The organism is Nostoc sp. C96, assembly GCF_059384975.1.
Map to the genome: position 1 here is coordinate 6,224,501 of NZ_CM182020.1, position 22,723 is coordinate 6,247,223.

The following is a 22,723-nucleotide window of genomic DNA, read 5'->3' on the forward strand; positions in this document are numbered from 1 at the left end:
GTCAATAGTTCATAGTCAAGAATGAGTCTCAGAAGCAGGCTAACAAGTAATTAATAACTAAAAACAATTGACTAATGACTACTAATTATTTCCAATCTTTACCAATCCGAATTGTGATATCAGATTCCAAATCTCCAGATGTTGAGACTTCAATTTGACCTAAACCTAAGACTTTTTGTAAGTCAATTCCTGGCTGTCGGCTACCTCTTTGGACAATAATCTGAGTTTGGCGTTGGCTATCTGGCCAATCTGATACTGTGTAAATATTTTTAAACCCTTTCTCTTTCAGATAAGCAATAACTTTTTCGGTTACTTGTGGTTGATTAGAGGCATTTTGAATAGCAATTTTGAGGTTAGAAACCGGACGTGTATCTGGTTTGAGGCCAGGTACATCTACCCCAACATAATTATTCAGTAGATTCTGTTGTCCAGTCATATTCAGCCAATAGCTATTAGGGTCTTTACTGAAACGGCTGAAAGTACCAGGTACAGTGGTCATTTGGAAATTATCCCGATCTACATTTACCGAGAAATTCACCAAAGCCATCATTTCTTCTATTTTTAAGTTGGTATCAAAATACTTCCGCATAATGCGGGTTAATTGGGGCAATTTCGGTACGACAGTAGGACTATTGAGGCGTTGAATTAATGCTGCCATGAGTGCTTGTTGTCGCTGTACTCTCGGTAAATCCCCTAGCCCATCTTCCCGGAAACGAGCAAACTGTTCTGCCTGTTCGCCGCTGAGAGTTTGCCAGCCACTCACTAGATTAATGTTCAATTGACTGGTACTATCATGATATTCCATTGCTTTAGGTACAAATACTTCGATCCCACCCAATTGATCAACTAATTGCCTTAAGCCACTGGTAGAAATCCGAATGTAACGGTCAATCGGCGCATTGTTTAAAGTCCGGCTGACTACTCGCGCAGCTAAGACCGGCCCGCCTTGGGGATTAGCATCTGATAGCTTAGTTAAACCTTTTTCTGGGATCGCTATCATCGTATCTCTGGGAACGGAAAGCACCCGAATGGATTTATCACTGGGGTTGAGCCGGACTAAAAGCATGGTGTCGCTTTTCCCTGCAAAACTTTCAGGTGAGCCATCTACAGCCCCGTTGACTGGCTCAATCCCCATAATCAAAATATTCATAGGGCGTGATAGCTGATATTGGGAAATTTTGCTCCATAATTCCCCAGGTAAAGGCACTTTTTGCTCTTCTTTACCAGCAAAACCCAGTTCTTCATCGCTTTTATCCAAATTACTCCATAAAGGAGTCCAGAGCGCCAAAGTTGAGACTAACAGCCCTGAGAGAATCACACCCATCACCACTGTCAGTATCCACAGTAGCCAGCGGGGCATACTTAAACCCAATCTATCGTACAGTTCGTTGGGAATTGCACTGACTGACTCGACAACACTGCGAGTGGTACTGGCTGAAGCTGCTTGAGATGTAGTGTCTGAGTCTGAATCTGCTACTGTTTGCAGCGATCCCTGAGTTTCTACCCGTTGGATTTGACCAGGTTTACTCTCTAAGTCTAAATTCGGTATTTGCTGAGACTTAACTTGATTCTCAGATAATTGAACTTCTCTAATCACAATTTTCTCCCCACTCAACCACTTCCATAAAAGTTATGTTAATGCAAGCTACAAATATTGCCAGAGTAAAAGCTCACTGTACACTTGTAATGTTCTTGCGTAGGTGTGTATGACAACATGAATAGTTCCTTGTTCCCCGTCATCCTCGCTGGTGGCAAAGGTGAGCGTTTTTGGCCTCTGAGTCGTAAAGACCGTCCTAAACAATTTTTAAGTCTAGATGGCAGTTCTAGAAGTTTACTGCAAGCAACAGCTGATCGGTTGCTCCCATTGGCAGACGGTTGGGATTCCTTATGGGTGATTACTTCCAGCCAGATAGCTGAAGGTGTCCGTCAACAGTTACCCGAACTGCCATCGCCAAACTTACTCATTGAGGTAGAGGGAAGGGATACTGCCGCTGCGGTTGCTTGGACAAGTTTGGAAATTAAAAAGCGTTATGGTGAAGACGCAATCATCGGCTTTTTTCCGGCTGACCATTGGATAGCTGACCAAAAGGCGTTTACAGACACACTAAAGGCTGCTACTCAACTAGCAACAAGCACCAAAGCGATTGTTACTTTAGGAATCAAGCCTGCTTTTCCATCAACTGGTTACGGCTACATTGAACAAGGTGAAAAGATTGGTAGCTTTAATGAGTTGCCAGCTTATCATGTCAACCGCTTTACTGAAAAGCCCAACCGTGAGTTAGCAGAAACTTTTTTATCTACGGGACGTTTTAGCTGGAATAGTGGAATGTTCGTATTTCGGGCTGGAGTTGTTCTGGAAGAACTATACACCCATGCTCCAGAAATCATCAAACCCCTAGAACAATACGGCCCTGAAATTTACCCTGATTTACCTAAAAAGAGTATAGACTATGCACTCATGGAAAAAACCAATTTAGCATACGTCCTCCCGGTTGATTTTGGTTGGGATGATTTAGGAGATTGGAATGCGATTGAACGTTTGTTAAAAAAAGAAGAGACTCCCAATGTAGAATTAGCTACCCATATAGGTTTAGATACGCAAGGAGCGATTGTTTATGCTACTAATCCAGAGGATGTAATTGTTACTATTGGTTTAGAGGATGTGGTGATTGTGCGCGATCGCAATGTTACCCTCATCGTTAATAAAGAACGCACCCAAGAAATTAAGCAGGTTCTCAAAATCCTGCAAGATGACCCTCGCTTTACAAACCTACTGTAATTTTCAAAGTTAAAACCCTTGACAGAGGCTTAAAAGCTAGTTTTTTTATTATAACTTGACTGTCTGTTGTTTTTACTGACAGTTATGAATACTCTTAGCTTTGAGCCTCTGGCCAAGACAATGGCGATTAACTCTATTACTGCTTATCAAAAATACATTTCTCCGGTGAAAGGCTTTGCTTGTCCTCATCGGCAATTACATGGTGGAGAATCTTGTTCTACTTACATTAAAAGAATATTAAGTGAGCAAAGCTTGATAGAAGTTGTAAAATCATCCCAAAAAAGATTTCAAGACTGTGCTTTTGCCAGTAAAACCCTAACTAAAAATAGCTCTGGCTGTATTGTAATTCCCTGTTGTCTACCCCTTTAACTTCTCTGCGTTTTTGCAGTTGTTTACCACAATGTTCCTAACTCAAACTGTTCCTCGTCAACGAGAAATTATTGAAGTAGTGTTTCGTAATGGCTGGGATTATATGCGAAGGCTACTGACTGGGGGCAAAACTGATGAACCCCAGCTACCTACCCCAGCGGTGCTAAAAAATATTTTGGTAAATTTGGGGCCTGTTTATATTAAGCTTGGTCAGTTGTTATCTACTCGTCCAGATTTACTCAGCGCCGCCTATATTGAGGAACTGTCAACACTGCAAGACGAAGTACCACCAGTTGCTTGGTCAGAAATAGAAGTACTCATCCGCAAACAGCTAAAAAGTCCCCTAGAAGAAGTTTTTCAAAAGGTAAATCCTGTACCAGTCGCGGCGGGATCAATTGCCCAAACTCATCGCGCCACACTAGCCGATGGTCGGGAAGTCGCTTTAAAAGTGCAGCGTCCTGGAATTGATGTCACCATTGCTCAAGATATTGCTTTAATTCAGGGGATCGCTGATTTAGTCGCCCGAACTGACTTTGGGCAAACTTACGAAATTAAATCTATTGCCGAAGAATTTACTAAAGCTTTAGAGGCTGAGTTAGATTTTACGCGAGAAGCAGGCTTTACAGACCAATTACGAAAGAATTTAGCGAAAGGTCGCTGGTTTGACCCGAAACAAATTGTAGTAGCGGAAATTCACTGGCATCTCACATCAGAGAAATTGTTAGTGATGGAGTGGTTAGATGGTGTGCCTTTACTGTCAGCAAAGTTGACCAGTGACAATAATAGTAAAGATATTGCTACCCAACGTAAAGATATTACTACCTTACTATTTCGAGCATTTTTCCAGCAGTTATATCTGGATGGTTTTTTTCATGCTGATCCCCATCCCGGAAATTTATTTTATCTGCATGATGGTCGGGTAGCAATTTTAGATTGTGGGATGGTGGGCAGACTTGATCCCCGCACACAGCAGATTTTAACAGAAATGTTATTGGCGATCGTCGATTTAGATGCGGGAAGATGCGCTCAGTTGACTTTACAATTAGCCGATTCAGCACAACCAGTAATTGTGGCGCGGCTGGAAAATGATTACGATCGCATGTTGCGGAAATATCACAATGTCAGCTTGACAGAAATGAATTTTAGTCAAGTGATTTATGAAATTTTACAAGTCGCCCGCAACAATAAAATTAGATTGCCGAGCAATATGGGCTTATATGCCAAAACCCTAGCTAACTTAGAAGGTGTAGCCCGCGCTTTTAATCCGGAGATCAATCTGTTTGATGAAGTCAAGCCGTTAATGACGGATTTGTTTCGTCGGCAATTAGTCGGGGAAAATCCCGTGCGATCGCTCCTTCGCACCGCCCTCGACCTCAAAAGTTTATCATTACAATCACCCCGACAAGTTGAACTTTTACTCGACCGTGTAACATCAGAAACATTACGTTGGAATCTCTCACTACATGGCTTGGATGGTGTGCGGCGCACAATGGACGATGCAGCCAATCGCCTCTCTTTCAGTATTCTGGTAGGTTCACTGATTATGGGGGCAGCAATTATTTCCACAAAAGCTCAGACACCGCAACTATCGGTTTTAAGTAGTGTGTTATTTGCCGCTGCTAGTTTATTAGGATTGTGGTTGATTATCAGTATTTTGCGATCGGGTCGTTTACGTTAGACCGGGTTATTTTACCTTGACTTTACTACTCTCTGGGATAATATTGGTCACTAAAAATCCATAATTTAATAATTTAAAACAGCCGATGGACACAGACGTAGACGCGTAAGCGGCTTGCCGCAGGCTAGGCTGATAATTTATTTAGATATATAGCCAAAACCCTATCGATTCAAGACATTTTGCGAGCGTGAATATCAGGCTCAGTCATACTTTAACTTCTGTAGAAATCATATTTGATGTTGGAAATACACGTAGGATATGTTAGCGACAGCCTAACACATTTACCGCAAAGCTTTTGGTGCGTTACGGCTTACGCCTAACAATACCCTGAAAGGTTTTAAGATAAATTTTATGCCGCATATTTTTGTTGAAAACTTAAGTAAATCTTATCCGGTGGCGATTAAAGAACCAGGTATCGCTGGGACAATTAACCACTTTTTCCGCCGCACCTACCGTTCAATTCAAGCTGTAGAAAATGTTTCCTTTGAAATTGCTCCTGGCGAAGTAGTGGGGTTTTTAGGGCCAAATGGTGCTGGAAAAACTACCACCCTCAAAATGCTCACTGGTCTAATTCATCCTACTAGTGGAACAGTCAGAGTAGCTGGACACGTTCCATTTCTGCGCCAAGAAGCATTTTTGCAAAAAATTACCTTGGTGATGGGACAAAAGCAGCAGTTAATCTGGGACTTACCAACCATAGATTCTTTAAAAATTAACGCTGCTGTATACAACATCTCAGATCAGGAATTTTCCTACCGATTAAGAGAATTAACAGAGATGTTGAGCCTCCAAGGAAAGCTGACTCAACCAGTACGCAAGTTATCTTTAGGTGAACGGATGAAAGCAGAACTGTTAGCTGCACTTTTACACCGTCCCCAAGTATTATTTCTCGATGAACCAACTCTAGGCTTAGATGTAAATGCTCAAGTAGCAGTGCGTGATTTCCTGCGCGACTACAATCAGCGTTATCAGGCCACAGTATTATTAACTAGCCACTACATGGCTGATATTACTGCTTTATGCCAACGAGTTTTGTTAATTCACCAAGGAAAGTTGATGTATGACGGTAGTTTAGATGGATTATTAGAACGCTTTGCACCATACCGAGAAGTTCATGTAGAGTTAGCCCAACCTTTATCTAGAGAAAAACTCAAGTTTTATGGGGATGTGCAATTTTTAGATGGGCGAGCCGTATGTTTTATGGTGGAGCAAGAAGCTCTCACCCGTACTGTATCTCAAATTTTGTCAGAGTTAGAAGTCATCGATTTAAAAGTAACAGAACCACCTATAGAAGAAGTAATCGGTAAAGTTTTTCAGGCGGGAGTTGTTTAGTCAGTGCTGTTAGCGTAGCAGGGCGAAAGCCCTTGCTGAGAAAAAGAAATAGGACAACTTGGTTAACGACAAAGACACAAATGACAAATGAAAAAATTTATTAGAAAAACTTTAACTTTTCTTACTGTATACAACGCTCACATGATGGAGTTTCGTGCAGAACTAATTTTATGGGTTTTGTCTGGGTCTTTACCTATAATCCTGATGGGTGTTTGGATGCAAGCAGCGCAAGGAGGCAAATTTGGTTTGTCTTCTGTGGATTTTTCCCGTTACTTCCTCACAGTTTTTGTAGTTAGGCAAATAACGGTCGCTTGGGTAATTTGGGAATTTGAAAAAGAAGTTGTAGAAGGTAAACTTTCACCTAAATTATTGCAACCAATAGATCCTGTATGGCATCATGTTGCATCTCATCTGGCTGAAAGAGTTACTCGCATACCCTTTACTATATTGTTAACAGCTTTATTTTTCACACTTTATCCCCAGGCTTTGTGGTTGCCGAATTTAGGTCAAGTGTTTCTATTTACGTTAGCAGTAGTGTTAGCATTTATTTTGCGATTTGTAATTCAGTATACCTTTGCCGTGTTAGCCTTTTGGACAGAACGGGCTAGTGCGTTAGAAAATTTCTGGTTCTTGTTCTTTTTATTTTTATCGGGAATGGTTGCACCTTTAAATGTGTTTCCCGAATATATTCGGAATATTGTTTTATTTACACCTTTTCCTTATTTAATTAATTTCCCTGCAAGTATTTTGGTGGGACTACCTGTGGATATAGTGCGGGGTTTTTTATGTATGATTGGTTGGATAATGGTGTTTTTAGGAACGAACCGTTTGTTATGGCGCGCGGGATTAAAACGTTACTCTGGAATGGGTGCGTGATACCATTTCACTTTAAGTTTGATACAAATAGGGAGCAGGGGGAAAGAATTAAAAACCAATGAATTTGCATCAAGATTTTCGTGAAATAGTATGAGTCAATTTTGGGTGTGTGATTTTAGATTTTGAATTCGATATTATACTGCTTTTCACTTGGATAACATACAGATTTATCTGCGTTCATCGGTGGTTAATTATATTTAATCGTAGTTCACAAGAGCGAACATTTCTCTGGATCTAAATATTGTTTGACTCACGCACAGCGGTTAGGCGCAAAGAATTATTCTTCGCTATCTTGATATAAGTCTTGTAAAGCTTGCAGTTGAGTTTTGCGCGAAACTCGACGATATTTTTTACTTTCAAGTTTGGGTTCGTATTTACTTTGTCCTTTACCTTTGGTTTTTAACTTCAAGGTGGATTCAGGATCGGCTTGTTGGTTTAATTGAGTTTGTCTAGCGATCGCATCATCCAAAAACTCTACATAATGTTCATAGCGTTCCCAATTTCCTTGCACAGCACAATCAGGTTCGTCTCGATGTAAACAATCACTAAATCGACAATGAGCAACTTTTAGTAGCTTTCTCGCTTCGGGAAAATAGTGGACTAATTCTTCTGGTTGATAATCTAAATCTGGTTGATTAAAACCAGGAGTATCTGCTAACAAACCACCATCAGGTAATTCAAATAATTCTACATGGCGAGTAGTATGGCGACCACGGGCAAGTTTACCTGAAATTTCTCCGACTCGCAGGTTAATATCGGGAATGAGGGCGTTGATTAAACTAGATTTACCCACACCAGAAGGCCCAGCAATCACAGTAGTTTTATGGCTGAGATGAGTTACTACTTCATCAATATTAAAATTGTTCTGCACACTGATAAATAACGGTTGATAACCCCAAGCTACGAGGCGATCGCTAATTTCTTGCTGTTCCTGGGCTGAGATTAAATCGCTTTTATTCAAACAAAGTACTACATCCCAGCCAGTAGACTCAGCCTTAACTAAAAATCGACTCAATTGGTAAGGTTCTAACGGAGGATCAGCCACCGCAAATACCAGCATAATCTGGTTAACATTAGCGATCGCTGGTCGATCTAATTGTCCAGTACGGGGTAAAACTTCCGCGATCGCACCGCGTCCACCAGCCCAATCTGGTTCTTCCACCACAACGCGATCGCCCACCATTACCTGCTGTCCGATTTTTTTCAATCGCGTTCTGCGTGTACACAAAAGAATAGGGAAATGAGCAGACTTTTTCTCTTTATCCTCTTGATCTAGCTGTACACGATAAAAATTTGCCTGTACAGCCAAGACGGTACCAAATAACTGTCCAGTAGTTGTCACAGTCTCCCCGATCATGGGCTAATGCTTGGACGGCGGACTAACAAAGAAAAATAATCAGAACAGTCTATAATTTGCTCTACCTGATAGCCTGCCATAGTCAAGCTATCAGGTACTTGCTCAATTGGTTCTCCTGGGTCAAGCCATACTTCCAGCAAATCTCCGGGCGACATTTTTTCTAAGCGGAGTTTTGTTCGCACGAAGTTTATTGGACAAGGAGTACCGCGCAAGTCGAGTTGAGCATCAGGAGTAGATATAGAAGATAGACTCATTACTTAAACAAATTTCCCAAGAATCCTTCTAAACCACCTTTACCAGTGCGATCGCCCTTAATTTTAGCCAGCTTCTCTAGCAATTCTCTCTCCTCTGGGATGATCTTTGTGGGGATATCAATTAACACTGTTAGGAGATGATCTCCGCGACTTACCGGATTACCTAAGCGGGGTACGCCACGATTTTCTAGCTTCATCACTGTATTCGGCTGAGTTCCTGCGGGAATGATTAATTCTACTGGCCCATCGACTGTATTGACTTCTAAACGACAGCCTAAAATCGCTTGTAAATAGCTAACTTTGATTTCCGAAAGAACATTAATTCCATCCCTTTGGAATTCTTCATCTTCATTAACAAACAGGTAAACGTATAAATCTCCAGGGGGGCCACCACGTTGACCTGCATCCCCTTCTTGTCCTATGCGTAAACGTGTACCGTTATCGACCCCAGCCGGAATGGTAATTTTGAGTTTCTTGGTGATTTGATTTGTACCCTTGCCATCACAAGAATCACACTTATCTTCAATTACCGAACCTGTACCGTTACAAGTTGGACAAGTTGACACTTGTGTAAAACTACCAAAAGGTGTTCTAGTTACCCGTCGCACCTGACCGGAACCGCTACAAGTTGAACAAGTACGGGGGCGAGTTCCTGGTTTTGCACCAGAACCACTACAAGCCTCACAAGTTTCTAAGTGAGAAATGCGAATTTCTTTTTCACCACCAAATACCGCTTCTCGAAAGTCCAACTTCAGATCTAGCCGTAAATCATCACCCCGCACTGGGCCGCTGCGCCGTCTTTGCGCTGTCTGTCCACCCATACCACCGCCAGCAAAGCCGCTGAAAATGCTTTCAAAGATATCGGCAAAACCACCCATATCGCCCATATCTTGGAAGCCCACACCAGCACCGGAAACACCTTCTGGGCCAAAGCGATCATAACGCGCACGGGTTTCTGGTTCTGAGAGTATCTCATAAGCGCGGTTAATTTCTTTAAACCGTTCTTCCGCACCCGCTTCTTTGTTCACATCTGGGTGATACTTGCGGGCTAAACGGCGGTAAGCTTGTTTGATTTCTTCTTTTTCGGCGTCACGAGAGACACCCAGAATTTCGTAATAGTCGCGGGCCATATAGCAAAGGTAAAAGATAGAAGGTAGGGACTAGAGGCTAGGGACTAGGGACTAGAGGCTAGAGATAGACTTTTTTACTCAGCACTCAGAACTTAGCACTCAGCACTTTTGTAAGGCAGAAGGCATAGATTAATTTTTATTAATAATTGATTGTACCTTTTACCTTTTATAAAAATCACCAGTAAACATTCAGCAAAATTTGCTGTTGCCTGGGAGACTACAAAGACTAACGAAAGTTAACAGCAAAGTTAGCAGATGAGAGAATCTCTCGCTGTCTCTTTTACAATTGTGCTACGTGTCAGGGAAAAACCCTGCCCACGAACTAGAGGGGCTATCCGCACCATTAGGTGTGGAAAACCCCCCATTAGTAATACACCGCATCTGTAATGACGCTCAATTTGCCGATAAAGGACAAAGTATTGAAGGTTTTAATTTCATACTTCATACTTTAGACTTTATACTTTCTTATTTAGTCTATCGCCTCATAATCAGCTTGTGCAGTCATTTCCTCATCAAAATCAAAATTAAACTGTGGTATTACAGTTCCACTCGCAGGGTTTTCTAATTGAGATGTTAATACTGACTCTGAACCTTCTTCACCTTCATCAGAATTTTGACCGTTAGCGCGGTTGTAAACATCAGCACCGATCGCAAATAAGGTTTGCTGGAAGTCATCTAAACAATTTTGAAATTCTTGCAGGGAAATACCAGGATTAGTCATCACCGCTTGAAGTTGGACAAGTTTTTCATTAGCTAAAGTTTTCATCTGGTCGCCAATAAAGTTGCCATTATCCTTCAAAGTGGATTCGTAACTGTTTAAGAGATTATCTGCTTGGTTTTTGAGTTCCACAAATTCCTTGCGTTTTTTGTCTTCTTCCGCAAATACTTCTGCTTCTTGGCGCATCCGTTCGACTTCGTTGGAACTCAAACCACCAGTATTAGTAATCCGAATGCTTTGCTCTCTACCTGTGCCTTTATCTTGAGCAGCAACCTTGAGAATACCATTAACATCTATTTCAAAAGACACTTCGATTTGCGGAACACCACGGGGAGCCGGGGGAATCCCCGCCAACAAAAACTTACCCAGACTTTTATTATCCCGCGCCATTGCCCGTTCTCCTTGGAGAACATGAATTTCTACCGAAGTTTGCCCATCAATAGCAGTGGAAAAAACTTGAGATTTACTAGTAGGAATTGTGGTGTTGCGTTCAATAATTTTAGTAAATACTTCACCTAGGGTTTCAATACCTAAAGATAAGGGAGTGACATCTAATAACAGAAGATTATCAACTTCGCCACCAAGAACTCCCGCTTGAATTGCAGCGCCCAAGGCTACAGCTTCATCAGGGTTGATCGAACGATCAGGAGTTTTGCCGTTAAAAAACTTAATTAAAGCATTTTGAACAGCAGGAATGCGCGTAGAACCACCAACTAAAATAATCCGATCTATATTTTGGGGTTTGAGGTCAGCATCTTTAAGGGATTGAATCATTGGTTCAATGGTAGCTTCAATCAAATTTGCAGCTAGTTCCTCAAATTTAGAACGGCTAAGTTCCATCTCTAGATGCTTTGGCCCAGATTCATCAGCCGTAATAAAAGGCAAGTTAATCGAGGTACTTGCCATACTGGATAGTTCAATTTTGGCTTTTTCTGCTGCTTCTCGTAGACGCTGTAAAGCCATCTTGTCTTGGGCGAGGTTAATTTTTTCTTGTTCCTGGAAGCGTTCAATCATCCAGCGGACAATACAGTTATCAAAGTCATCGCCACCTAGTTGATTGTTCCCACTAGTAGCTTTGACTTCAAAAACTCCATCTCCTAGTTGCAGAATAGAGACATCAAAAGTACCACCACCCAAGTCAAACACGAGAATTAGTTGTTCTTGGTCTTGCTTATCTAAGCCAAAGGCTAAAGCCGCCGCAGTCGGTTCATTGATAATTCGTAATACTTCTAAGCCGGCGATTGTGCCAGCATCTTTAGTTGCTTGCCTTTGAGCATCGGTAAAATATGCTGGTACGGTAATTACTGCTTGTGTGACAGTTTCACCGAGAAAATTTTCTGCATCCTGCTTCAATTTTTGCAGAATCATCGCCGAGATTTCTTGTGGTGTGTAGTTCTTGCCGCGAATCTGCACATCAACAGTTTCATCTCGACCTTTAACACAATTGTAGGGAACGCGATCGCGTTCTTCTTCCGTATCTTCCCAACGACGACCGATGAATCGTTTGATACTGTAAACTGTATTTTCGGCATTAGTTACTGCTTGACGTTTTGCCAGCTGACCGACCAAGCGATCGCCACCCTTGCCGAATCCCACAATACTAGGAGTGGTTCGTCCGCCTTCAGAATTAGCGATCACTATTGGTTGACCACCTTCTAAAACTGCGACGCAACTATTAGTCGTGCCTAAGTCGATCCCTATAACTTTTCCCATACTTACAGTATTTGTACTGAATGCTTTTACCGTGTGTTGTTGCGCGGGATATTTTTGTACGGGCTAAAGCTAAAGGCTAAGTCTGTGAAACGCACTAACTAAGTATCGGCTGTTTGCCACAAAACCAGTCCCTTTATGCAAATTACTGCTAGAGGGCGGGCTGCTAAACTGCGGCAAACCGTCAACAGCCCTTTCCTTGTTGAGATATACACTGCTCGCCTGTGCTATGACCTAAGCACTCACTTCGTAAAAGTAAAAAGTTACAAGGTAAAAACAAAAACTTTATTCATAATTATTTTTACTTTGGCTTTTTTACTTCGGACGCAGGGACAGTCAGCGAGGCAGACAAATGCAGTTTAACTGTTAGCTGGACTCGACTGATCTTCTTGTGCAGTAGGTGTATCCTCTTTTGGAGCAGCCACCTTGACCATTGCATGACGTAGCACGCGATCGCCTATATAATATCCGCGTACTAACTCTTCTAACACTGTTCCTTCCGGATGTTCATCCGTAGGTTCGCGCATTACTGCTTCATGGAGGTTAGGATCAAACTGTTCACCTTCAGGCCGCATCGGTGATACTCCTAAGCGTTTTAAGGAATCGACTAATTGTTTATAAACTCCTTGATAACTTTTGTGAATTGTCATCTCGCCATCGGTCTGTGGTTTCAGGTGCGCTCGCGCCCGTTCAAAATTATCAACTACTGGCAGTAATTCCAGAATTGTGTTCCGCTTCACCTGTGCATCTAGCTCTTCTTTTTCTTTGCTAGTACGTTTGCGGTAATTCTCAAAATCTGCCGCAATCCGCATGTACTGAGTACTACGTTCTTCTACCTGCACCTTGAGAGACTCAATTTGTTGAGTCAACTCTGTCAAAGCGGCCGTTTCTGTTGGTGTTTTCTCGGTTGCAGCGAAGCCATCTTCTTGATTGAGCGCAGCCGTATCTCCTGATACATTGCTTGTGGCTGCCACTTGCTCAGTAACCTCGCTGCCAAATTCGTTGGAGTCTATTTGGGCTGGGGAGTCGCTCATCATTTCTTGCTTTACCTCTATTGGTTCACCCAATTGCTGGCTTGTATTGTTTACCTGTTTATTTTCGTCCATCATTGTCTCTTCCAGATACTGTTGAGGACAATAAATCACCGCAAAGGTAGATTTTCTTGCCAACATTCTTCTGGAAGTGATATCACCGTCATCCTATTGTGACAAATGGTGAATATATTAGCGCATACTCTCTCAGGACGGGAACCCGAACGACAAAGGATGAAATATAAAGTATAAATTTCAGACTTCAAGCTTCAGACTTCAGACTTCCCTAGAAATTTTATTAAGTTTAAATGAAATTTCTGTGCCGTTGCTTGGGAATACTTTAAGCAGAGGTTTTCCCCTACTAATTGCTCACCTATGACTCAATCGTCCCCGCAACGGCGCAGTACCGCTCTCACGACCCGAACAGAGTTTTCGCCATTCGGCAGTAAGCTAGTGCAATCTGGCTATGTTAATAGCGAACAGATGAGACAGGCACTGATTGAAAGTCGCAAATCTGGCAGGCCCCTGACGGAAGTGCTGGAGTCGATCACTGGGCGACAACTATCGCCTGAATTTCTCAGGCAGTATAAAAAACAACAGTTATTTGAACTTAAAATACTATACGGCGTTGAATCCCTAGATCCGGAAGTCAACAACATTGGCAATACAAATGTCGGCAGCCTGATTGAAACCCTGATTCCGGTGGATATTTGTCGTCGCCATCGTTTAGTACCACTATCGAAAAGTGAAGACCAAAATCCACCAAGCGTTTTAGTGGCGATGGTCGATCCGGATAACTTAGAAGCTTCCGATGACCTAAATCGCATTTTGCGCCCTCAAGGCCTGGCATTACAGAGGATGGTGATCACTCAGGAAGACTATCAGCAACTCATCAACCAATTTTTAGATGAGATGGCTGTGAAGCAAAAGCATCTGGAACAAGAAAAGTTCACAGATATTAATCAGGATTTAGAAAATCTTGGCAATCTGGATATCCAAGATGCACCGGATGAAATGGAAGCTGATTTGGGATCAGCGATGAAAGGAGCAGAAGATGCTCCAGTCATTAACCTAGTGAACAGAATCTTGGCTAAGGCTTTACACGAGAAGGTTTCGGATATTCACGTTGAACCTCAAGAAGAAAACTTACGCATTCGTTTTCGTAAGGATGGTGTATTGAGTGAAGCTTTTGATCCCTTACCGAAAAAAATTATCCCAGCTGTCACAGCCCGATTTAAAATTATCGCCAGTTTAGATATTGCCGAACGGCGTATGCCCCAAGACGGGCGTATTCGTCGGATGTTTGAAGGTAGAAAAGTTGACTTTCGTGTGAATACCTTGCCCAGTCGCTACGGCGAAAAAGTAGTACTGCGGATTTTGGATAACTCGTCTACTCAATTGGGATTGAATAAGTTAATCACCGATTCGGAAACTTTGGGTATTGTCCAAGAGATGGTTAGTCGTCCCTTTGGTCTAATTTTGGTGACTGGGCCAACAGGTTCTGGTAAAACAACTTCGCTCTATTCGGCATTATCAGAAAAGAATTCACCAGGAATTAATATCAGTACTGTTGAAGACCCGATTGAATATAGTTTGCCAGGGATTACCCAAGTACAGGTAATTCGAGAAAAAGGACTGGATTTTGCCACAGCACTGCGAGCCTTCTTGCGGCAAGATCCAGATGTGTTGCTAGTGGGGGAAACACGGGATAAAGAAACCGCCAAAACAGCGATTGAGGCTGCCTTAACAGGTCACTTAGTATTAACTACCTTACACACTAACGATGCGCCTGGTGCGATCGCTCGTTTAGGCGAAATGGGCATTGAGCCATTCATGGTTTCTAGTTCTTTAATTGGTGTGTTGGCACAACGTTTAGTGCGACGTGTCTGTTCTGAATGCCGCATTCCTTACACTCCCACTACAGAAGAACTAGCTCGCTATGGTCTATCTGCTGCTGGTGAGGTCGAACTCACATTCTACAAAGCTAATACTTTAACTACAGAAGCTTTAACAGAAGCCAAAGCCAAAAATCATGTTTGCCCAACTTGTAATGGTGTTGGGTACAAAGGACGCTGTGGTGTTTATGAGGTTATGCGCGTCACTGAAAATCTGCAAACCCTGATTAACCAAGAAGCACCCACAGAACGCATTAAAGAAGTTGCGGTAGAAGAGGGTATGAAAACCTTGTTGGCCTACAGCTTAGATTTAGTGCGTCAAGGAGCTACCACCTTAGAAGAAGTTGATCGGGTGACATTTACCGATACAGGCTTAGAGGCCGAGTTAAGAGCCAAACGTAAGAGTGGATTGACCTGTCGGACTTGCATTGCCGAACTTCAACCAGAATGGCTGGATTGCCCCTACTGTATGACACCCAGATTTCAAGATTAGTTAATAGTCAATGGTCAATTAGTCAAACCAAATAACAAAAGGAACACAGAACTATGGAAATGATGATTGAAGACTTGATGGAACAAATGATTGAAATGGGTGGTTCGGATATGCACTTATCCGCAGGTTTGCCTCCTTACTTTCGCATCAGTGGCAAACTGACACCTATCGGAGAAGAAATCTTGACTAACGATCAATGCCAAAGATTGATCTTTAGTATGCTCAACAATACCCAGCGTAAAACTTTAGAACAAACCTGGGAGTTAGATTGCTCTTATGGTGTGAAGGGTTTGGCTCGTTTTCGGGTGAATGTTTACAAAGAACGAGGCTCTTACGCTGCTTGTTTACGGGCGTTAAGTTCTAAGATTCCTAATTTTGAAAAATTGGGTCTGCCAGATGTAGTGAGGGAAATGGCAGATAAGCCCAGAGGGCTAATTTTGGTGACAGGCCCTACAGGTTCTGGCAAAACAACTACACTAGCCGCAATTATCGACTTAATTAACCGCACTAAAGCAGAGCATATTTTGACTGTAGAAGACCCAATTGAATTTGTTTACGAACCAATTAAAAGCTTAGTCCATCAACGACAACTGGGTGAAGATACAAAAAGCTTTGCTAACGCCTTGAAAGCAGCTTTGCGGGAAGACCCAGATATTGTCCTGGTGGGAGAAATGCGGGATTTAGAAACAATTTCTTTGGCGATTTCAGCCGCAGAAACTGGACACTTGGTCTTTGGAACACTACACACCAGTTCAGCCGCCCAAACAGTTGACCGGATTATCGACGTTTTTCCCCATGAAAGACAAACTCAAGTACGGGTACAGTTATCTAACTCTCTCGTAGCCGTATTTAGCCAAACTTTAGTATCCAAGAAAAACCCCAAACCTGGGGAATATGGTCGAGTCATGGCTCAAGAAATTCTGATTGTTACTCCTGCTATTTCTAACTTGATTAGAGAAGGCAAAACTTCACAAATTTACTCAGCTATTCAGACTGGGGGCAAATTAGGAATGCAAACCCTGGAGAAAGTTTTAGCAGATTATTACAAAGCTGGCACTATTTCTTTTGAAGCAGCAATGTCTAAAACTTCTAAGCCAGATGAAATTCAACGTCTTATTGGTGCTACAGCACCCCCAGCCGGAGCAAAACCCGGTGCTGCTAAAGCCCACTAGAATTTCGTCGAGCATCAGAAAGTCAGTAATTAATAGTTAATATTTGACTTCACTATTAATTACTGATTTATTAACCAAATTTAAAATTTTGAATTTATATATCTATGCCAACCTTTGTTGCCCGCATTCGTGATTCTCAAGGAAAATCTCGAACTGAAAAAATTGTTGCTGAATCTTTAGCACAAGCTCGAACTAATCTTAGAGATAAAGGTTTTGTAGTTCAAGAACTCAAACAATCTCAAGGCTTGCCACTCAGTTTTGACTTTAAAAAATTCCAGAATTCCTTTGTTAAGGTGCCGATTAAGGAAAAAGCTGTGTTTTCTCGACAACTTGCTACCTTGGTAAATGCTGGAGTAGCCATTGTCAGAGGTTTGGGAGTACTAGCCGATCAGTGTACCAATCCTAAAATGAAACAAGCACTCATTGATATTAGTAATGATGTGCAAAGCGGTGTCAACCTTTCTGATTCAATGCGGAAGCATCCTGACTGTTTTGATGGTTTGTATGTCAGTATGATTCAAGCTGGAGAAGTTGGGGGGGTTTTAGATGAAGTACTCAATCGTTTAGCTAAATTACTAGAGGATGTAGCTAGATTACAAAACCAAATTAAATCAGCACTAGCTTATCCAACAGTGGTAGGTTTTATTGCGGTGAGTATCTTTGTCGGGATGACAGTTTTTCTTTTGCCTATTTTTGCCAAAATCTTCATAGAAATAGGTACAGAATTACCTCCTCTAACGCAATTTTTGATGACATGTAGTGAAATCTTAAGAAGTTGGAAATCTTTTTTCATCGTTGGCACATTTGTTGCCGGAAAATTTGCTTATGCACAATACTACAAAACACGCGTCGGCAGAGAAACAATTGATCGCTTATCTCTCAAAATGCCTTTATTTGGCGATTTGATTCAAAAATCTGCGGTAGCTAGATTTAGCCGAACTTTTGGTTCTTTGACTCGTTCAGGTGTGCCAATTTTGACTTCTTTAGAAATTGTGCGAGATACGTCAGGAAATCAAGTAATTGCTAATGCTATTGATGCTGCTCGTGTAGAAATTCAACAAGGCGGGATGATTAGCGTTGCTTTACAAAAAGCGAATGTCTTTCCAGCAATGTCAATACAAATGATTAGTATTGGGGAAGAAACTGGAGAATTAGATGGGATGTTAATGAAGGTTGCTGATTTCTATGAAGATGAAGTTGAACAAGCGGTAAAAGCCCTAACTAGTGTTCTAGAACCAATTATGATTTTGGTTTTGGGAAGTATGGTTGGTACTATTTTGATGTCGATGTATCTGCCACTATTCAAAGTGTTTGAAAAGCTGGGATAAAAGGCAAAAGGATGAGGTTTGCTCCTTCATCCTTCACACTAGCCTGAGGCAAGGCACCCAAAGGGTGTCTATATACTTCATATTTGATAAAATTATGCCTGTGCAGAAATCTCATTACGAAGCCAGCTTGGCAGAGTATAGCAATCATCAAGCGGCGATCGCACTACTCAAACAACACCGACCATATCTAGAAATGATTCCGAGTTTACGCCGCCCAGATGAAAGCGTAATTACTATTCCTCTGCCAATTGTTCGCTTGCGTAATAATATGTCAGCAACTCCACAAGTAACTTGTCTACCCTGCGATGTGGCAATTTTAATGTGTGATCCAGAATGGAAAGTTAAAACTGGTGCCGAGATTTTAATATTTATTCACCGTCCCCATGAAGACTTTTCTGATTTATTGGGACGTTGGCGACAAACTCAAGTTTTTTTAGATCAAGACTATGAATGGTTAATGCCTCCTCGTCATAGTCATGTATTAAGTGAAGGTGCAAATACTATATATCCGTTGTTTTTGGTGTTTAGTGAAACATCAGAACGTATTCAAAGAGGTCTTTTAGGTGCAGAACTACCTTTTGTTATGCAAACATCATATTTGCTATTGGAAGAAGAGCGAAGAGAGGAAGAGGGACTAGAGGCTAGGGACTAGAGGCTAGAGAAAGGGTTTAGATGGGTAAAAACAGATCCAAAATGTGATGAATCATTTTTATTCACAATAATCTCTAAGCCCTAATCTGTAACCTCTAGCCTGTTATTTTACAAATTGAGGCATGATTTCAGCAGCGGTAAAGATGCCGTAAATGCCTCGTTGATGTAGTTGTATGCCAGCTTTGAGATAACCAAAAGCAGGGCCGCAGACATTTGCTGCCATGCTGGTTTCATCGCCTAATGTAAAGGTATGGGTGGAAATTTTGCCTTCAAATGTGCGCCCTGTAACTTTAACATTGGTGCTGAGGGGCTTTTTAGGATTGCGGGTATCAACTACACCGCCTACTGTAACGCGATCGCGTGATACGATTCCTGCTAACTCTAACATCACATCATCGGCGTGTTCCATGTTCTCTAAGGTCAGCACGCCGTTTGTTTTGTCTAATAATGCTTCTACCTCTGCATCAGTCATTGCCCGCGCAACTTCTACGGTATAACCAGGGATATGACCAATATCTTCCCGAACTGTGGCACGGTAAGCTTCCCAGTTGGCAATACCTACACCAAAGGTAATTTCTACTTTGTGGATTTCGGCATAGCTTTGGGCGGCTAACGCAGCAGCAGCTGTCAACAGTCCTGGTGTTGCACCACAGCCTGTCATGTAAGTAATACCTGCGGCTTGCAGTTCTGCTTTCATGGCAATTAGCTGTTCTACCGCACTGGTGCGCTTGATTGCATCGACTAACACACCACGCCAACCAGATTGAATAAATTGTCTGGCTACAGATGGAATAAAGTCATTGGGTAAGTTGGGTAAAGCTAAAAAGTACCCATCTACAGGTTGGGCGCTATCAATTAAATCTTGAATACTATTGTTGGTTAATGTCCCAACTGGTTCTAAATAACCTACCGAACCTTGAGACTGATAAGTGGCAATGTTTTCTTGAAAATTTAAACCTTCAGCGGCGTAGGCGTAGCCTTTTTGATCTGCCACTGCAACTAGTGTCATTTCTCGTTTACCAGCAAGTACCTTGGCGGCTGCTTGTCCGAGTCCACCGAAACCCAATACTCCCACACGTAGCGCTGGCGTAATATTTGCTGTACTCATAGTCAATTACTTAAGTTGAATCAGAAGCTTTGAGTCTCAACCATCTTGACTGATGGCGATCGCTCGAAGCTATAAAGGTTAATTATGCTTTATTATCCTGGTTTCTTCCCCAACCAGATCAGTTTTTTCACCAGAAATTATTGCTGAGTGATCTAGGCTTGAGCAAATTTTCACGCGACATAGCCTCACTAAAAAGCTCAAGACTCACAAGATTAAGAGCATCAGCTTAAATTATAGGTTTCATTCAAAATTCTGTTATTTCTTAAGATTTTGTGTGAACTATAACATTACAGTCCACATTGGCATCATCTTGGAGTATTGCATCATGGATTTTGTTGATCAAGTCAAAGCCTTTGCATCTACAATTCCCGCAAAATTAGGCAGCATCAAAACTGAGGAAGCTACAAAGCACTTCCTCATCATGCCTTTTATTCAGCAAATCCTAGGATATGATGCCTTTAACCCAGATGAAGTAATGCCTGAATATGATGCAAATGTGGGAGCTTCCACAAATTACAAACTAGATTATGCCATATTCCAGAACGGTCAACCAGCACTCCTGATTGAGTGTAAACGCTACGGTACTGATTTTAAGAATGATCGTGAATGGAGTCAGTTATTTGCTTATTTTATGGCAACTGATGCTCGAATTGGTGTATTAACAGATGGGGTAATATACAAATTCTATGCTGATTTGGAAAGGACTAATAAAATGGACAAAACTCCATTTTTGGAATTAAATTTGCTTAGTTTAAATGAATTAGCAATCCGTGAGCTTTCCAAGTTGACTAAATCAGCATTTAACGTCAATGAAGCTATTATAGCCGCATCAGAGTTAAAGTATGTTGGTGGTATTAAGGCTCTGCTCAAAAAACAAGTTGAAGAACCTAAGAGCGAATTTGTTAAATATTTTTTTAAAGAGTTATGTCCTGAAAATAATTTTGTAGGTCAATTGAAAGACGAGTTTACTGGATATACACAAAGGGCTATTAAGGAATTTATTCGAGAGGAAATTGAAAGTCTTTTAGACGAAGCAACAGGACGTTCAAAAACAAAGCAAGAAACTATCAAAACAGAAACAGAAGTAGAGACGGAACAAACAATTAAACAACTTGAATTTACAGAAGATGAGCGTGAAGGATATTATATTGTTAAATCTATTTTACGTCAGGCAATAGAGCCGAATAGAATAACATACAAAGATACAGTTAACTACTGCAATATTCTATTAGATGGTAATACTTGGAAACCGATTGTGCGTTTATATTTTAACGACTCAACTCGGAAGAAATTAGAAATTTTTTCAATGGATACAAATGGCACTAGAATTCAAGATAAAGTTTCTATCGATAATGTTAATGAAATTTATCAGTATGCTGATAAGTTAAAGGCAATTGTAACTGCTTATGAACAGCCCCAATTCAGTAGTAAAAGTGCGGCTATAGTTTAATAATAGATGTGGAAAGCGATCGCATCTTGAAAAAATCAGCCTTTAGCCTGACAGTTAGTTGAGTAAAGGAGTAATTTATGCTCAGGGCGATCGTAACTGGTCATCAAAGTTAAAATTAAACTATGACACAGGCACTTGAACCAAAAATCTACACATCCCAGGAGTATCTTGAACTGGAGATTGCATCCCAAACGCGTAGCGAATATCGTAATGGAGCAATTGTTCCCATGACTGGCGGTACTCCTGACCATAATGAATTAGCAATTAACCTTGCAGCCTTGTTAAAATCTAGTTTACACGGCAAACCCTACCGTATTTTTGCTACTGATCAACGCCTTTGGGTTCCCAATCGTAATATCTATACTTATCCTGATGTCATGGTTGTAGAAAAACCTTTACAACTACAAACAGGACGCAGCGATACAGTGATTAATCCTTGTTTGATTGCTGAAGTTCTCTCTAAATCAACACAAGATTACGATCACGGCGAAAAGTTTTCGGCATACCGCACCATTGAAAGTTTCTGCGAATATCTACTCATCGATCAATACAGTATTCATGTAGAACATTATGTGAAAACTGCTGCTAATCAATGGCTACTCTCAGAATATTCTGATCCTCATGTCACCCTGTCTTTGAATACTTTTGATGCTCATATTTCAATTATCGATATCTATGAAAATATTGATATTGATTCTCTGAAAAAGGATTAAATGATGGTTGCTTTACCCGATCGCATTTTAATAAGTGCAGAGGAATATCTAATTTGGGAACCCACCCAAGAGCAACGCTACGAGTATTGGGATGGTGAAGTTGTAGCCATGAGTGGCGGTACGCGCAACCATAATCGGGTTTCTCTTAATTTCTCCAAGCTTTTAGATAATGCCTTAGCCGATCGCTCTTGTGAAGTCTACATTGTAGATGTAAAGGTGCAGCTAGAACCGGGACAGAAGTATTTTTATCCTGATGTGGTGGTGACTTGCAATGAACGCGATGATGATCCACAATCCATACACTTTCCTTGCTTAATTATTGAAGTGCTATCACCATCAACGGAAGCAGCTGATCGGGGAAAAAAGTTTGCTGCATATCGTCAATGTCCAACCTTGCAAGAATATGTCTTAGTACAAGTAGCACAACCTGGTGTAGAAGTCTTTCGCCGCAACGAACAGGGAAAATGGGTATTGTCGGATTATAATTTGGACGACAGATTGCTACTAGAATCGATAAATGTAGAAATAGCGATCGCTGATTTGTACCGCCAAGTTACGTTTGAAGCCGAAGCAACCGACTAGACTCTACCTGAATCGTCAGTATGATATGCAGATACTCTCCATATAATTTAGCTATGCTGCTGGTGATGTTGATTAGGCAGCAGTGTTAAAGGTTATG

The 22,723-nt window shown here is 41.4% G+C and carries 19 protein-coding genes; 12 read left to right on the top strand and 7 right to left on the bottom strand.

What is annotated here, in order from left to right; all coding sequences use genetic code 11:
* Positions 1-85: 85 nt before the first annotated feature.
* Positions 86-1,597, bottom strand: a complete 1,512-nt coding sequence (locus tag AC504W_RS26505; protein ID WP_494875197.1) for an LCP family protein — start codon at positions 1,595-1,597, stop codon at positions 86-88.
* Positions 1,598-1,714: 117 nt separating this feature from the next.
* Between AC504W_RS26505 and AC504W_RS26510 the strand changes: the two genes are divergently transcribed.
* The 5 genes from AC504W_RS26510 (at position 1,715) to AC504W_RS26530 (ending at position 7,034) form a co-directional block, all read left to right on the top strand.
* A complete protein-coding gene (locus tag AC504W_RS26510; RefSeq protein WP_494875198.1) occupies positions 1,715-2,779 on the top strand; it encodes a mannose-1-phosphate guanylyltransferase in 1,065 nt (354 codons plus the stop codon).
* 84 nt (positions 2,780-2,863) lie between these two features.
* Positions 2,864-3,148, top strand: a complete 285-nt coding sequence (yidD, locus tag AC504W_RS26515; protein WP_494875200.1) for a membrane protein insertion efficiency factor YidD — start codon at positions 2,864-2,866, stop codon at positions 3,146-3,148.
* A 31-nt stretch (positions 3,149-3,179) separates the two neighbouring features.
* Complete coding sequence (locus AC504W_RS26520) at positions 3,180-4,826, top strand: ABC1 kinase family protein (RefSeq protein WP_494875201.1); 1,647 nt, start codon at positions 3,180-3,182, stop codon at positions 4,824-4,826.
* 351 nt (positions 4,827-5,177) lie between these two features.
* Positions 5,178-6,158 carry an ABC transporter ATP-binding protein gene (locus tag AC504W_RS26525; protein ID WP_494875202.1) on the top strand — a complete coding sequence of 327 codons (981 nt, stop codon included), beginning with the start codon at positions 5,178-5,180 and terminating at the stop codon, positions 6,156-6,158.
* 87 nt (positions 6,159-6,245) lie between these two features.
* Entirely contained in the window at positions 6,246-7,034 is a 789-nt protein-coding gene (locus AC504W_RS26530) for an ABC transporter permease (protein WP_096581475.1), read from the top strand.
* A gap of 277 nt (positions 7,035-7,311) precedes the next feature.
* On the opposite strand, the gene rsgA is transcribed toward AC504W_RS26530, so the two are convergent.
* The 5 genes from rsgA to grpE all read right to left on the bottom strand — a co-directional run bounded on the left by rsgA (position 7,312) and on the right by grpE (position 13,312).
* Complete coding sequence (gene rsgA, locus AC504W_RS26535; protein ID WP_494875203.1) at positions 7,312-8,391, bottom strand: small ribosomal subunit biogenesis GTPase RsgA; 1,080 nt, start codon at positions 8,389-8,391, stop codon at positions 7,312-7,314.
* Positions 8,388-8,645, bottom strand: coding sequence for a sulfurtransferase TusA family protein (locus AC504W_RS26540; protein WP_494875204.1), 258 nt, complete (start codon positions 8,643-8,645; stop codon positions 8,388-8,390). The genes rsgA and AC504W_RS26540 overlap by 4 nt, the downstream gene beginning before the upstream one ends.
* Complete coding sequence (dnaJ, locus tag AC504W_RS26545; RefSeq protein ID WP_494875206.1) at positions 8,645-9,775, bottom strand: molecular chaperone DnaJ; 1,131 nt, start codon at positions 9,773-9,775, stop codon at positions 8,645-8,647. The genes AC504W_RS26540 and dnaJ overlap by 1 nt, the downstream gene beginning before the upstream one ends.
* Before the next feature lie 469 nt (positions 9,776-10,244).
* Positions 10,245-12,206, bottom strand: coding sequence for a molecular chaperone DnaK (gene dnaK, locus AC504W_RS26550; protein ID WP_096581483.1), 1,962 nt, complete (start codon positions 12,204-12,206; stop codon positions 10,245-10,247).
* 356 nt (positions 12,207-12,562) lie between these two features.
* Positions 12,563-13,312: a nucleotide exchange factor GrpE gene (gene grpE / locus AC504W_RS26555; RefSeq protein WP_096581487.1), complete on the bottom strand. Its 750-nt coding sequence runs from the start codon at positions 13,310-13,312 to the stop codon at positions 12,563-12,565.
* Positions 13,313-13,609: 297 nt separating this feature from the next.
* Between grpE and AC504W_RS26560 the strand changes: the two genes are divergently transcribed.
* The 4 genes from AC504W_RS26560 (at position 13,610) to AC504W_RS26575 (ending at position 18,774) form a co-directional block, all read left to right on the top strand.
* A complete protein-coding gene (locus tag AC504W_RS26560; protein ID WP_494875208.1) occupies positions 13,610-15,622 on the top strand; it encodes a GspE/PulE family protein in 2,013 nt (670 codons plus the stop codon).
* 53 nt (positions 15,623-15,675) lie between these two features.
* On the top strand, positions 15,676-16,794 hold the full coding sequence (locus AC504W_RS26565) for a type IV pilus twitching motility protein PilT (protein ID WP_015112099.1): 1,119 nt from the start codon (positions 15,676-15,678) through the stop codon (positions 16,792-16,794).
* A gap of 104 nt (positions 16,795-16,898) precedes the next feature.
* Positions 16,899-18,122: a type II secretion system F family protein gene (locus tag AC504W_RS26570; protein WP_096581492.1), complete on the top strand. Its 1,224-nt coding sequence runs from the start codon at positions 16,899-16,901 to the stop codon at positions 18,120-18,122.
* 94 nt (positions 18,123-18,216) lie between these two features.
* Positions 18,217-18,774: a hypothetical protein gene (locus AC504W_RS26575; RefSeq protein ID WP_494875210.1), complete on the top strand. Its 558-nt coding sequence runs from the start codon at positions 18,217-18,219 to the stop codon at positions 18,772-18,774.
* A gap of 102 nt (positions 18,775-18,876) precedes the next feature.
* Here AC504W_RS26575 and bioU read toward each other — a convergent pair whose 3' ends face one another.
* Positions 18,877-19,881: a (S)-8-amino-7-oxononanoate synthase BioU gene (bioU, locus tag AC504W_RS26580; protein ID WP_494875212.1), complete on the bottom strand. Its 1,005-nt coding sequence runs from the start codon at positions 19,879-19,881 to the stop codon at positions 18,877-18,879.
* A 325-nt stretch (positions 19,882-20,206) separates the two neighbouring features.
* On the opposite strand from bioU, the gene AC504W_RS26585 reads away from it, so the two are divergent.
* From AC504W_RS26585 to AC504W_RS26595, 3 genes are all read left to right on the top strand, one after another.
* On the top strand, positions 20,207-21,331 hold the full coding sequence (locus AC504W_RS26585) for a type I restriction endonuclease (RefSeq protein ID WP_494875214.1): 1,125 nt from the start codon (positions 20,207-20,209) through the stop codon (positions 21,329-21,331).
* A 122-nt stretch (positions 21,332-21,453) separates the two neighbouring features.
* Positions 21,454-22,044, top strand: coding sequence for a Uma2 family endonuclease (locus AC504W_RS26590; RefSeq protein WP_494875215.1), 591 nt, complete (start codon positions 21,454-21,456; stop codon positions 22,042-22,044).
* Between the two features lie 3 nt (positions 22,045-22,047).
* On the top strand, positions 22,048-22,626 hold the full coding sequence (locus tag AC504W_RS26595) for a Uma2 family endonuclease (protein ID WP_494878779.1): 579 nt from the start codon (positions 22,048-22,050) through the stop codon (positions 22,624-22,626).
* The last annotated feature ends 97 nt before the right edge of the window (positions 22,627-22,723 follow it).